The 12,222-nt window shown below is 54.5% G+C and carries 13 protein-coding genes; 6 read left to right on the top strand and 7 right to left on the bottom strand.

Annotation, left to right across the window (positions count from 1 at the left end; all coding sequences use genetic code 11):
• Positions 1-199: 199 nt before the first annotated feature.
• Positions 200-631: a hypothetical protein gene (locus tag NDI65_RS17935; RefSeq protein ID WP_310894017.1), complete on the bottom strand. Its 432-nt coding sequence runs from the start codon at positions 629-631 to the stop codon at positions 200-202.
• 180 nt (positions 632-811) lie between these two features.
• Here NDI65_RS17935 and NDI65_RS17930 point away from each other — a divergent pair, with 180 nt between their 5' ends.
• Positions 812-1,153, top strand: coding sequence for a winged helix-turn-helix domain-containing protein (locus NDI65_RS17930; protein ID WP_310894016.1), 342 nt, complete (start codon positions 812-814; stop codon positions 1,151-1,153).
• Between the two features lie 248 nt (positions 1,154-1,401).
• Here NDI65_RS17930 and NDI65_RS17925 read toward each other — a convergent pair whose 3' ends face one another.
• Together NDI65_RS17925 and NDI65_RS17920 are read right to left on the bottom strand one after the other, a co-directional pair.
• A complete protein-coding gene (locus NDI65_RS17925; protein WP_310894015.1) occupies positions 1,402-3,159 on the bottom strand; it encodes a hypothetical protein in 1,758 nt (585 codons plus the stop codon).
• A gap of 347 nt (positions 3,160-3,506) precedes the next feature.
• Positions 3,507-4,247 (bottom strand): hypothetical protein, encoded by a 741-nt coding sequence (locus tag NDI65_RS17920; RefSeq protein WP_310894014.1) that lies wholly within the window; start codon positions 4,245-4,247, stop codon positions 3,507-3,509.
• 226 nt (positions 4,248-4,473) lie between these two features.
• On the opposite strand from NDI65_RS17920, the gene NDI65_RS17915 reads away from it, so the two are divergent.
• The gene (locus NDI65_RS17915; RefSeq protein WP_310894013.1) at positions 4,474-4,899 is read left to right on the top strand and encodes a hypothetical protein; all 426 of its coding nucleotides are present in this window, start codon (positions 4,474-4,476) and stop codon (positions 4,897-4,899) included.
• A gap of 10 nt (positions 4,900-4,909) precedes the next feature.
• On the opposite strand, the gene NDI65_RS17910 is transcribed toward NDI65_RS17915, so the two are convergent.
• Positions 4,910-5,782, bottom strand: a complete 873-nt coding sequence (locus NDI65_RS17910) for a hypothetical protein (protein WP_310894012.1) — start codon at positions 5,780-5,782, stop codon at positions 4,910-4,912.
• A 105-nt stretch (positions 5,783-5,887) separates the two neighbouring features.
• Positions 5,888-7,108: a hypothetical protein gene (locus tag NDI65_RS17905; RefSeq protein WP_310894011.1), complete on the bottom strand. Its 1,221-nt coding sequence runs from the start codon at positions 7,106-7,108 to the stop codon at positions 5,888-5,890.
• Between the two features lie 469 nt (positions 7,109-7,577).
• Between NDI65_RS17905 and NDI65_RS17900 the strand changes: the two genes are divergently transcribed.
• Positions 7,578-8,198, top strand: coding sequence for a hypothetical protein (locus tag NDI65_RS17900; RefSeq protein ID WP_310894010.1), 621 nt, complete (start codon positions 7,578-7,580; stop codon positions 8,196-8,198).
• Between the two features lie 141 nt (positions 8,199-8,339).
• Here the strand turns inward: NDI65_RS17900 and NDI65_RS17895 are convergent, their stop codons facing one another.
• Positions 8,340-8,666, bottom strand: coding sequence for a hypothetical protein (locus NDI65_RS17895; protein ID WP_310894009.1), 327 nt, complete (start codon positions 8,664-8,666; stop codon positions 8,340-8,342).
• Positions 8,667-8,807: 141 nt separating this feature from the next.
• On the opposite strand from NDI65_RS17895, the gene NDI65_RS17890 reads away from it, so the two are divergent.
• Positions 8,808-9,587, top strand: coding sequence for a hypothetical protein (locus tag NDI65_RS17890; protein WP_310894008.1), 780 nt, complete (start codon positions 8,808-8,810; stop codon positions 9,585-9,587).
• 470 nt (positions 9,588-10,057) lie between these two features.
• On the opposite strand, the gene NDI65_RS17885 is transcribed toward NDI65_RS17890, so the two are convergent.
• A complete protein-coding gene (locus tag NDI65_RS17885) occupies positions 10,058-10,714 on the bottom strand; it encodes a hypothetical protein (protein ID WP_310894007.1) in 657 nt (218 codons plus the stop codon).
• Positions 10,715-10,832: 118 nt separating this feature from the next.
• Here NDI65_RS17885 and NDI65_RS17880 point away from each other — a divergent pair, with 118 nt between their 5' ends.
• Together NDI65_RS17880 and NDI65_RS17875 are read left to right on the top strand one after the other, a co-directional pair.
• The gene (locus NDI65_RS17880; RefSeq protein WP_310894006.1) at positions 10,833-11,219 is read left to right on the top strand and encodes a hypothetical protein; all 387 of its coding nucleotides are present in this window, start codon (positions 10,833-10,835) and stop codon (positions 11,217-11,219) included.
• Positions 11,216-12,109: a hypothetical protein gene (locus tag NDI65_RS17875; protein WP_310894005.1), complete on the top strand. Its 894-nt coding sequence runs from the start codon at positions 11,216-11,218 to the stop codon at positions 12,107-12,109. The genes NDI65_RS17880 and NDI65_RS17875 overlap by 4 nt, the downstream gene beginning before the upstream one ends.
• Positions 12,110-12,222 lie beyond the last annotated feature (113 nt).

The raw sequence follows: 12,222 nt of genomic DNA, 5'->3' as shown, positions 1-12,222 counted from the left end.
AGCGATTCCGAGCCAAACACATCGAGCGGAATCATTCGTGTCGGACACCGCTAGCGCGGTGTCCTTGCCCTCTTCGATTCCAGAGCGACAGCTGAACTCTATCAACAATCTCCTACAGAAGAGCGTAGATCCAAAGATGACTGCGTTACACGTCCCTATCGAACGGGCGATGGAACACGTCAGAAAGTGGAAATAGCGGTTACGCGACGTTGAGCGCGAGTCGGGTTTTTGCGTCGACGACTTCTTCGATGAGTTCGACCTCTTCGAGCGAGACGTTGTAGAACTCCTCCAAGATTTCCTCTGCGGTCTCGACGTCTCCAGTCTCGGTAGAGTCCGGCTGGGTAAGAGTAAGGAACGACGAACCTTCCGAGAGGACAGCGAGGTCGCCATTCTCGACAAACTCCTGCTTGAGGATGTCTTGTTGGGAGCTGGTGAGCTTCCGGAGGTAGTGGGAGCCGTCAAGGTAGCGGTAACGAGGGGATCCCTTCTCCCGCTCGTCGATGCAGAATTCGACGCATGCAAATTCAGACTTGTTTGAACGGTCGTTGTGATTCTCAAAGATGTCGGCCAGCGCTTCCCGAATATCCCCCACGGGGGTCTCGCTGTCCGAGTTGTGACAGGCTATCGCCATACACAATCCGATTAGCCACAAGATTAAAAAGGTTGTGGGAATATTTTCATAATGCGACTCATATCAGGCTTGTTCTGGACATATGTTTGGTAGTGATTGTAATCTCGCTCTAACACACGTTAATTTGGTTTAACATCCGATAGCATAAGACGGATATATGATAAGGGACTACTGTGGTATATGCGCGACGAAGACTCCTCTAATTTCGCGCCCCCAATTACTCGCGAACTCCGGTTCCCAGTTCGAATCGCAATTCTTGGAATACTCGCAGAAGCAAGCGACCCTCTTCGGCAGAAAGAAATACTGAAACAATCTGGGATATCGCGCCCGGCGTTCGTCTCCCATCGCGATCAGCTCCAAGAGCTTGACCTCATCGAAGTCGTCAAAGAGGGCGGAACAACCACGTATCAACTGGCCGACAGCGAAGGCGCAGAAGCTTTCAAAACTCTAAACAAATATTTAGGAGAGAGGGTTGCCGAGAGTGGGGAGTTAGAGACCCGTGTATCCGATTTACTCAAATAAATAGCACCTATTCGAGATATATTTCAAAGTATCTGAACGCTCTCGACCCACAGAATCCAAAACTTGAACAATCTATGACTAAACTGGTAGGGCATGGAGACAGTCTCGAAACTCCAGACCACGCTTAAGAATCACCCAAAAATCACCAGCCTCGCCTTCACTGCTATGGCTGCTGGATCACAGATCCTCTACCAGGCAAGCGCAGTAAGCATCAACAGTGGGCCGTAGACATCCCAAAGGACCCTTTCTCACTCTCGCGTTTTCTGAATGAACTCGTCGCTCCAGTAGACGTGCCCGTCCATCTCGACAGGGAGGTTCTCTTGCGAGAGCAACTGGTGTAGCTCCGCAATCGCTATCTCAAACGTCTTTGTCGAGCCTGGATGAAGGAATCGAAGACCATCCGTATCGATATTTGGAGACATGATCGCGCCGACCCCGTAGCCCGGCGTCGGGAACGTCCTGAACGAAACATCGCACACATCCCCTTCGAGACGTTCAACCTCGACCGTCATCGCACTCCCTGTCTCAGTCTGCACGAGCTGGAGCGACCCGTCCCCGACGACGATATACTGATAGCCGGTCAGCGACTTCTTCTTCGCGACGGCGAGCGCCGCCCGCAGCGGGAACCCATGATTGAGGAGTCGGGCTAACGCGCGACCAACGCGAACAGCTGGTGTATTGCTCACTTCCGCGAGCGTTACAATACCACCCAAACTGCCCTTCCGAACGAGTTCCATCCCCTGTTCGTACGATCGGCACGCATTCAGGAGGAACGCCTTCGTGTTTACCTCCGCGAGCGAATGCGTATCCAAGTACCCGTCTGGACACTGTATTCCGTTTTCCGTGATGTGGCCGACGAAGTGGACGAAGTCCGACGGTTCGGAGAGTAGCTCCCGCATTTGGCAGGTGGTAAGACCGTAGTGCAATTCGACGTCGAAGTCGAACATATCTCGAACACCATAGAAGGACTCCACGACCTCCTCGTCGCTCATCTCGTCGTCATTACAGACAACATGCACTTGGATATCTGTAGTCGAGGGCGTAGATCGGTCCAACCGTCGATAATAGGACTCGATGGTGGCTTTACTCGAGTCTAGTGGATAGCCGTTCCCGAGGTAGACGTGCTCAAGCGTTTCTGCCTCCGTAGGGGTGAAGATGTTCTCGCTGTCCGTGGTTCGGGTAGTCCGGTCACAGGACCCTCGAAGAAGGTCTGAAACGTTATCTGGGGTCGGTGGTATCCACTCACATTCGGACTCCGAGACCCGGATGAGCGCAAGGTCGTTCGCAAGGAACGGGAGCGCCTGTGCGTTCGTAAGTTGCGGTGAGAGGTCAGCGGTGAGCCCCCACGTCGGGATGTATGGCTTGACTGTTTCGTACTCGACATCCAGGTACGTCTGAGTTCGCTCCTCAAGGGGGCGGTCGTAGAGGTCACACCACGGGAGGGTAAGGTGCTTCTCGAGTTCCTGCCGCTCGTAGAGGTCTATCTGGTAGTACCCCTCTGTCCGAGTAATACAGTCTAGGAACACGAGTTGGCGGAGCAGGCGATTCACTTCCTGTTCAAACTGCCCCTCTGAAATCGGATACTCTACTCCACCTGCGATGATTCGTGGGCTCGATCCCGGCACGACCTCTGCGCCGAGGTAGTAAGCAAGCGACGCAACCGAGAATATATTCGTTCTGGTTGGGGGGACGACGATCTGGATGTCGACGTCGGGGCGTTTGATTTCCGGTGGGGCCGAGAACGAGTCTCCGAACTGGATGAGTGGAGGATGACCGCGTAAGGTCGGAAACGACCGTTCTGGAGAAAGCGTCTTTAGAGCTGAACCCAGTAGCGAGACACCACTCATCAAGTCCTCCGGATCGTCTCCGATGTAGACGATCCCAGCAGGGTTTTCGTGGAACGACCGGACACCGAGGGTGACGCGGCTACTACTGACAGAGATGTGAAGTTCTTGTTCGTCTCGCCGAAGCCGGACAGACCCTTCGACGCCCATGTAGAGCTTCATCGGTGCTGACGCGAACTCAATGTTGTACTGACCGTTGGGGAGCTCAACGTTGTCTCGGCCCGCAAGGTCGGTGACAAGACTTCCGTGTTCGTCTCGAACGAGAAAGTTCGCTACAAGCGGTATGGTAAACCGGCTCTCCGTGACGTAGACAGCAGTATCGACTGGAAAATGAAAATCGTCTCCATCAGCCGTTAGGACGTCTGGCTGACCGTGAGTATAAATCTCAAACCGGGTGTTTTCGATAGGATCTCGGATAGCAACACCAGTTCGTGATTGGAGTTGAACTACAGTTGGAGAAACCCCAGTAGATTCTATTCGTGTTCGCCGTTGTGGGGCCATCTGTGCTGCTAACTTGTCTGTAGTCTGAACCACTGAGTCTTTTGGTCACAGTCGGGGAGATGCCATCGCTGTTCGGGTTCGAGCCCGTCTCGCTTCCGAAGTTCGACTTCCACGTCGAAATACGGGAGGAGTTTCCGTACTTGCTCGGCGTCAGAATCCACTGGGAGGAAGTAGTGGGCCATTCCAGCGTACTCCTCAACTGCGGCGGAGACGAGTCTAACAAAGGTCTCAACCTCCTGGAGGTCGTTCTCCTCAAGGAGGATATTCAGAGAGTCAACGGAGAGACGGAGTTCGCTAGGAGTGAGCCCCGTTGGCGACGATGCGAAGTTCGCGATGGCGTCGCTAATATCTCGACGGAGGGCATCTAAGTCGGATTCACACTTCCCAATTGCATGGGGTCCGACAGTCGACTCCATTCCCGCCGCCGTTTGTGGTGGGGACACGACTGTCCGCTGACCGTAGCGTTGGTCAATAAGCCAGACGTCGGGGTCCCCAAGGCCGATTGTAGCTGGGAACCGGTCGTCGATATTCTGCGTGCTGGAGTCAGTGAGCGCAAGAATTCTCTTACGAGGTTCATCAGCTGCTCCGAGAAATCGGCTGGTTGCTGTGGTAATCGTCTCCTCAGAAACCTTCCCCGTGATAAGCATATTACACCCGTTCTCTTGGAGATCTGCAATACACTCAGTGATGTTGGTGAGCACTGATCCACCTCCGCCCCCACGGTAGAGTACATCCGAATCGGGGTCCATGTTCTGGTTCTCCGTATAGTTCAGGTTGTTAAAAAGTTTAGCATGGATACACTGTGTGATTAAGACCCTCTTAATTCTTATAAATGGGCGGACTTCAGGCTTTGTAGCCAGCTTTTCCGACTCGTCATAAGTCTAGAAATGTTAATTTCATTGTCATATAATTATCAGTTGTGAGAATTGCGAATCCCGCGAAGATATATAAGTGAAACAGAAGCAAGACTGCGTAATGGACGATCTCCGAGATTTCCAAGGAACCGCTACGGCCACCAACTCCAAATCACGCCTCTTTCCGCCCACGTCACAAGACTGGGATACCCTCGTCGTAACTCTTGAACCAGGAGATCCGCCAGAGTGTATCGACGCGCTCCAGCAGTTCCTCAATCTCGGAACCGAACGACACCCGACGACGAACCGTCTCGCTAGCCACATCGTCCTTCGCGAGTCCGTAGAGTCGCCCGAGCTAACCCACAAGGAGTTGATGGAACAGACAGATCGCGTGTACCATCTTCTCGCCGAGTTCGCCCTCGACCGAGCGTTCCTCGAAGCGTACGAGCGTGGGGACGCCCACTTCCCGGAGAAACGACTCCAAGCACTCCGGCGAATCTGCGAGGTGTACCCGCACTCTCGGATCGAGTACCGGAGCTGGTCGTAAAGCGCGGCCGCTACTTCTGTCGGAAACTGGTCGCCTCGACTGGGAACCCATCGGCCTGTTCTGCAACGTCGTGCGGGAGCTGGTACACACCCGTATCGACATGTTCTATCGGTTCTTCGAGTTGCCCTTCCGAGAGTCCGCGGTCGCTCCACTCGGTGTGCGAGACCGCGACCTCGAACCCGCCGACCCGCGACGGGACGGCCGGCAGTGCCTCGGCGTTCTCCGGGTAGCCCTCAAGGAGTGGTGCATATCGGAATGGGAGACGGAGTAGATGACTTCGCGTAGTTTTTCCAGAGTAGAAGCATCGATTCGGGTCCTCGACGAAGACGTTCTCGATGCGCTCCTCGTCGGTCGGGTAGTCGATGCCGTAGTGGTCGGGATCCTCACCGGCCTGCGCCTGTAGTGCGCGCTCGATTGCCTGTCCGAGACTCATCGGGTCGGTTGCGTGCGAGAGCCAGCACACCGCCGCTAGCGCGTCGTCTGCATCCGTCGTGAGCGTGTACGTCGATACCTCGGGAGAGCTGATCGGCGCGTAGTAGGCGCGAACGGCGAACAAGCAGGGCTCGTAGATCTGCCCGCCCGACTTGCGGGCTTCGGTGGCGACGTCGTCGCTGTGGACGCGTGACTCGAAGTCGGCTTCGAGACCTTGAATGCGTCGTCGACGACCAACCACATCGTACTCCACCGGATCGATACGGAGTTCCGTATTCTCGGCCGCAGTGAACTGTGCTTCGACACCGGGCGTGTCCTCCGACCCGTACGTCCCGCGCTCGAAGGACTTCTCTGTCCAGCCATCTGCGAGCTGTATCTGATAATCGCTGGTGACCATCGAGACCTCCGGTTCTGTCGGCATCGGACCGTCATCCAAGTCGTTCCCGCCCATATCACCGACTGTTTGTTACGGTGACTTAAACTAATGTTCTGCCGAGTCTGTCAGCTGGGTCCATACAATCGTCTGGAGGGGGGTCACTACCGGAGAAAAACTCGGTTACGGGTCCCGCTGGAAACAGTCAGGGCAGTAATCCCAGTCATCGTCCAGTTCATGTAATGGATTCCAACACGACCGTGGATTCTCGTTGAGGTGCCAAAGGCCCCAGTCGGGGTCGGGGGGTATACCGAACAGAATGTACGCCTCGGTCTCGCAGAGGTCGCTGAAGTTCGTGAGAAGGTGGACCGGGCAGTGACGGCACTCCCAGAGGACGACCTCCAGACGACCATCGTGCTTCCGTTCAATCACCTCGTCTCTGTCCCATTCGTGAATCCGTTGTGGACCTCGACAGGGCGCGACGTCGTCCCTGAAAGCTAAGGCGTGTTCGAGGGCGAGTGAGCCCCCGGCGGCCTTCGACGAGTTCCATCTCTCAAATTCGCCGGTCCCCACAGGATAGGGAATGACGGCATCGCGAAGAACTCCAGGAGCGACGTCAGGCGCGAGCAACCCTTTCGAGTCGTATACGAACCTCCCTCGGTCCTGGTCGTACTGTCGGCGTAAATCACAACTGGAGCAGATTTCGTACTCGTATCCCTCCGGGTGCGCGTATCCGGAGACCGTTCCCCACCGGTGCTCCCCATCTATTTCCACCGAAGAACAACCAGTAGTTGAGCTCTCCCAGTTCAGAGCCGGCTTGATGCTCGGTTTGAACTCGTGGGCGTCGTGTTCGCGAATGCTGTATCCTTCTCTGCTCCCCACTTGGAACGTCTCGTCGACGACGGTGTACGGGAGCTGCTCGGATTCGAAGTCGTCGGGAGTGAGCCACGCGACGGAGTACCCGGCAGAGAGGTAGTCGTGGGTCGTCCCTTCAATATCCTTGCTGTGGTGCTTGTGCTGCACCTCGATGATGAGGCCGCTCCCGAAGTAGAGGTTCTCAGTCTCGAATTCGATCAGAGCGTCCGCCCGGCGTGTATTAGGGGTCGTTGCCGTTTCAGAAACGTCGATCGGAACCTCGGACCCAACATGAACGGCAGTCGGGAACTGCTCGTTGAGAGCGGCTACGGCGAGTGCCGTACACCGTGCGTGCGTCTCCGACTCACCACCCCCGGCTGTCGAACACGACTCGTTGGCGTCGTCGCCGGCGTGGAAGAAGTGGCGGGCGCAGTGTTCGCCGTCGCGGGGGTAGAGAACGCCTTGGCACTCTGGACACTCAACGGCCTGCCTGTCTTCGACTTCAGTGGGGGAAACAACCTCTCCGTCGACGAGCGCTCGGAACGGCACAATGAGTTACAGCGTGGCAGGCGAGCGCTTTGAAATTATCGCAGCAGTGTTAGGTGACACCCTGCGACGCCCGTGACAGTGTGTGGCCCGTCTAAAATCCCAGTATGAGAGCTAAAGATCGGGGTTTCACTTTCACGTCACTTGTTTAGGTGTTTATGTAGTGCGCGGAACTCATATTCTCCGTGAACCACACTCAACACACAACTGGAAATCGCGTCGAAGACGCCCAAAGACGGCAGATATCCGGAGAAACGTAATGCCGTTCACTGCCCTCGTCGGAAACCGAGTCACTTGGCCCGATAAGGTGGCCGACGACGCGAGCCTCAAGTGTACCTCGTGTGGAGAGATGATGCACGTTCGTCGAAGTCATCGAACCTATGAGGGCGTATTTAAGCCCCGCTGCTTCGTGCACAATCCAGACACCGATTCGCAGGGTTGCTCTGGTGGCGAGTCTGACGAACACAAGCTGATGAAGTACGTCGTCTCGAGGAACTTCGCTCACCTATTCGAGCACGCCGAGGTGGACCGCGAGGTGAAAATCGGCGATACCGGTCGTATCGCAGATGTTTGCGCAGAGTTCGATCATCCACAGCTACCACTCGGTCGCGGAGTGATCGGTGAGGTACAGTATCGAAACACCTCCAAAGATATCGAAGTGGTGACGGAGGACTACCTTCGTGCGGGGTACAGCGTCTACTGGATCGACGAGACCGACTTCGGCGAGGATTACCGGACGTTCGAGTTGCCGGAGATTGTCAGAGCATGGCCGAACGCTTTGCAGTCAGCTAACGAGTGGAGCGGCTACGAAGAACCCGTTGTCGAGATTCGATCTTTAGAACCAGCGCAGTATCCGATACCGTTGAGGATGCCGCCCGAGTTCATGGAGAAGCACCGAGAGGAGCTACGCGATTACTGGAAGCTCGGCGCTGGTGAACTGGATTACGATATTATCAGAAGACTGACATACAACAACGCAGACCGGAGGTGTTCGACCTGTGGTGAATCTGCCGACTACTATCTCTACAAGGACGGCATTTTCAACGACTTCCGGTGTGTGAAGCACGCTAGCGTCGACGAAGATTCCAAATAACTCCCGTGTCTGCCTGAAAGAACTTGCCACTGTAGCTGGTAGTTTGGCCCTCTGTTATGACCTTCACTGCTCCGATGTCGATCAGTTTGCCTATGTTGCTGACTCGGTGTTCGTTTCGTGAAGCCTCCGGGAGCGACAACGTCAGTCTAACACTGTCGAGGTGTAGAAATGCTCGTAGCTCCGGTTTCCACTTGCTCCAGCCGACCGGTTGAAAGCCTCGTTTTGTCGCTTGGAGTGCCCTGTGAGTGGCGACCCCGGACTCCCAGAGTCGATTTCAATGAACTTGACGTGACTGCCGCGCCCATAGACGACGACCACGTCGGGGATGAATCCCTCACCGCCGACGTGGTACTCGTCTGGCGGGTCGTCGAACCCTTTCACGCGGTGGACGTACACCTCGTCGACGGTCGGTTTGTCATCGTACTCTTTGGCCTTCGCGATAGCAGCGCGATCGTGTCTTCGACCCATACAAAGACATTCTATTAGAACATAATGAACCTCCGGAACTTGTTAATAGAATTAGGCCAGTCGGGGTCGACGACCGAGGCGTTCAGCGGACACAAGACGCGGTCAACCTTTTTGTTCAATTACCTATGATTCATCGGTAGGATGCCGTTCCTTGCCCATCGCGGCGGCACGACCGTCGTCCCCGAAGAAGTCGCCGATCCGAGCTATGCCGAGTTAGTGTGCCCTGCCTGTCGAGGAGCGATGTACGTTCGGAGTTCCTATACTCGTGGTGGAGAGACGTTCGTCGCGAGGCACTTCTACCATGCACCGGACGCGCCCGGTGACGACAGCGTATGTAACGGTGGCGAGTCAGAACAGCACAGACAGATGAAGTCAATCGCTCTCTCGAAGTTGAAACAAGAGTTCCCTGGCTATGCCGAGGCCGGTGTTGAACTCACAATTCGCAATCGGCGAGCAGACGTCGCACTATCGTTTCCGGAGACGAATCCACACCCCAAGTACGGAGAGGGCATCGTCGCTGAAGTCCAGCACAAGAACGAACAAAAGGACACCGATCAGGTGACTAAGGACTTCCTCAAGTCGGGATACTCTGTTTTCTGGTTGGATAAAGATGATTTTGACGGGAAGGACGTCACACTCACTGACCCCGTAAGAGCACGAGTGCGCGATTCGTTACCCGAGCCGCTCGTCGCCGTCTACGAACATAACGTCCCAACCCTCGCAATGCTCGGAGATACGAGACCAGTAGTTCCGGTCAAACTGCCCACTGAGTTTCTTGAACAGCACCGAGATGAGCTGTGGGAAGTGTGGAAGCCTGCATACGAGCGTTACAAGCGAAAAATCCAACCGTCGTTCATCCGTCCGGATGACCACAACCAGATGACGTTCGATTCACTGGAATCAGACCATGAAGAGCAATAATTTCGCCGAGTTCGTCAGCGCTTGAAGTCGGCTCACGCCACTCACAGCGCGTCGTGCCACGATCCGCCACCGAGAGCCTCGAAAAGTTGCAAGAGTGCCTTGTCCACTCGGCACACGTTCAGCGTGTTTATATGCCTGCAAATTAGACTGTCGAGTTTCCGAATTGACGGGGTCATGTCATGGCACGAAGGCCAAGAGCAATCGATGCAGCGGCCGGAAGCTAGCTACGTATTGACTAAAGGTAAGCGGAGCATGGACGCTTGGATGGGGGGTGACGATCTCCCCATCGACGAGCGCTCGGAACGGCACGTTCACACACCCGACGACGATGAGTTCGCTGAACAGTATCGAGAGTATTTGGAGATGCTCGCAAAGACTGAACGCGCTAGCCCGCTTGACCCGCTTCGACCCGCCGACGACCCCGGTCACCTCCAACGGTAGGAAGGAAGATGAACTGCCGGATTCGTCGCCTACTCTACGCGTGTATCAATCGTCGACAGATCCGGACGGAAGTCCTCTCCCCATAGAGGGGCTCGGCTCATTCCGAGAAGGACTCGCTCAATAGCGGGAACGATTGATTTGAGATCGTCCGAGTCGACGTCAGGAAGCACCTCGTAGAAGCTGTGGTTGAGCTGCCCTCGTAAGGAAGCGGTGTACATCTGGAGTACATCGTTCAGGAGACCGTAGCTGTACGCATCTATGAACTTCAGAACTGCTTTGTCGGTGAACGCTTCTCCAACGAGTCCTACGATCTGTGGACCAACGAGGCCGCCCCCGCCGATTTTTTCGACGTTCTCAGCGTCGGTCTGGAAGAACTTCGAGCTGTACCCGGTCGGTTGTCCGTCGGATTCCACGCGTAGCGCTCCGACTTCTTCCATCTCGCTCATATCGTTGTAGGGTGTCGATTGGGGGACCTCTCCGTCGAGATACTCTGAGAGGTCGGATACGGTCAGTCCCTCCCACGAGATGAAGTCACTGTCCGATTCTTCAGAAGCAATACCGCCTTCGACGTAGAGTGTGAACCAGATGTAAGCCAATCGTGGCGAGTCAAGTAGCCTACCGATAGCTACGAGATCGTCAACCGTCGTCCCCTGTGTATCGACCGTCTCACATCTGTTTCCGTCCATGTGGGAGATTTTCCAAGAATCGTAGAAAATTGTTTCGTCACACCGACATAAGCTTTTGAGGTGTATGGTCGGAAGAGGCTCCCATAGATATATGCATATCAGAGAGAGTAATCGGGCTATGCCCGTCGATCCCGTAGCAACGGAGAAGCAACTGAAGCAGACCTATCGATCTATTAGACGAATGAATAATGAGAATTTTGAGGATCTGTTCCGAGAGTGCCTAACAGAGTTACAAACAATACAATCTAGGCGGGTCGAACTCGCATTCGGTGTTGAGCTTCAGAACGGGGAGGTCGTATCCATTGGGGAGCCGATTAAGAACGAGAGGGACTCCCACGGTCACCTGACTCGGTTTTATTCTCACAAAGGAACGGACTTTGCGATTCATCTGTCGCAGAAGTCAGGGTTGGAAACACATAATCAGCTACGGGCGCTTCTGATGTATGAACTTGCAGATGCCATCGAGGAACAGGGTAACATGGAGACGGTTTCATTTCAGCTATGACTGGCGCGACAAACAGACCGAGACTTGAAGAACGGCTGGCTCAAGTGAAGATAGAGCTAACGAACACCTCCTCGGCATATGATGCGATACGCAAATTGTCGCCCAACCAGTTTGCGTCGAATTTCGAATCAGTGATGAATGAATTTCAAACGTACAGCCTCATGGACAATCAGCCGAGGATTCCTATGCTACTGGTACCACTCTCGGTTGATACGGATACTGACACCATCGAAGAGGTTGGCGAGACAAAAAGTTACTGGGCAGCAAAATCGGGACGGGAGACGACACTGGACAGAGAGTACCACTCTACGCTCATAGAAAAATACGAGGCCATTGTTTACTTGGATTGCAGAGCTTCATCACCAACGACTCGTCACTTACGTTCAGTGCTATTAGTGGACCTTGCCAACCAGATGAATCAGATTCGCAAACAAATTCATGCGGCTGAGAGGGAACAAGGGCATTATTCACCAATATGCGGAATATGCGGCGACTCTACTACACTGGGATACATAGGCATCTCCTGGCTTTCTAGAGATGAATCCGGGTGGGGAGTACATTTCTGTGTTAAATGTGAGACGGAAATTGTTGAATTGTTATCCTCGTTTGAGCCGGCTGAACACCCTCCCCGGCAAGCTTCATTCATCGAAATCTGGGAGAGTCAAGAGACGTGTTCCTTCTGCAAGTCTTCGTTCGACAAGAAGGACGAGCGAGCAGGAATAGAAGTATTCAAGCCCGATGACGAAAAGACGGAAGTCGTCGAGGAGCTTTACTCTCTATGTGGAGGGTGCTCTACCGTTCTTGAATCGTTCTTTGAGAATATCGGCGCTTCTACCGAGTCCCCTCAAGAGGTGATGAGATACCGCGATGGCGATGCATCGGGTTGTTAACCCAGTTAATCGTGAGCAGATGCTTGCCGGCGAGGAGTGTCTAACATTGCTTCACAATCCCACTGTAGCACTGTTCAAGAGTTCCGAGCGTCAGTCTTTGTACATTGGTTTGT

This window comes from Haloferax sp. S2CR25 (assembly GCF_031624535.1).
GTDB lineage: Archaea > Halobacteriota > Halobacteria > Halobacteriales > Haloferacaceae > Haloferax > Haloferax massiliensis.
This window is presented reverse-complemented; position numbering and strand designations above follow the sequence as displayed.

Excerpts from the sequence above, each read along its gene's own strand:
- NDI65_RS17880 (WP_310894006.1), top strand. The coding sequence starts at position 10,833 with ATGCCCGTCGATCCCGTAGCAACGGAGAAGCAACTGAAGCAGACCTAT.
- NDI65_RS17930 (WP_310894016.1), top strand. The coding sequence starts at position 812 with ATGCGCGACGAAGACTCCTCTAATTTCGCGCCCCCAATTACTCGCGAA.
- NDI65_RS17920 (WP_310894014.1), bottom strand. The coding sequence starts at position 4,247 with ATGGACCCCGATTCGGATGTACTCTACCGTGGGGGCGGAGGTGGATCA.
- NDI65_RS17875 (WP_310894005.1), top strand. The coding sequence starts at position 11,216 with ATGACTGGCGCGACAAACAGACCGAGACTTGAAGAACGGCTGGCTCAA.
- NDI65_RS17900 (WP_310894010.1), top strand. The coding sequence starts at position 7,578 with ATGAAGTACGTCGTCTCGAGGAACTTCGCTCACCTATTCGAGCACGCC.
- NDI65_RS17910 (WP_310894012.1), bottom strand. The coding sequence starts at position 5,782 with ATGGGCGGGAACGACTTGGATGACGGTCCGATGCCGACAGAACCGGAG.
- NDI65_RS17890 (WP_310894008.1), top strand. The coding sequence starts at position 8,808 with ATGCCGTTCCTTGCCCATCGCGGCGGCACGACCGTCGTCCCCGAAGAA.
- NDI65_RS17915 (WP_310894013.1), top strand. The coding sequence starts at position 4,474 with ATGGACGATCTCCGAGATTTCCAAGGAACCGCTACGGCCACCAACTCC.
- NDI65_RS17895 (WP_310894009.1), bottom strand. The coding sequence starts at position 8,666 with ATGGGTCGAAGACACGATCGCGCTGCTATCGCGAAGGCCAAAGAGTAC.
- NDI65_RS17925 (WP_310894015.1), bottom strand. The coding sequence starts at position 3,159 with ATGAAGCTCTACATGGGCGTCGAAGGGTCTGTCCGGCTTCGGCGAGAC.
- NDI65_RS17935 (WP_310894017.1), bottom strand. The coding sequence starts at position 631 with ATGGCGATAGCCTGTCACAACTCGGACAGCGAGACCCCCGTGGGGGAT.
- NDI65_RS17885 (WP_310894007.1), bottom strand. The coding sequence starts at position 10,714 with ATGGACGGAAACAGATGTGAGACGGTCGATACACAGGGGACGACGGTT.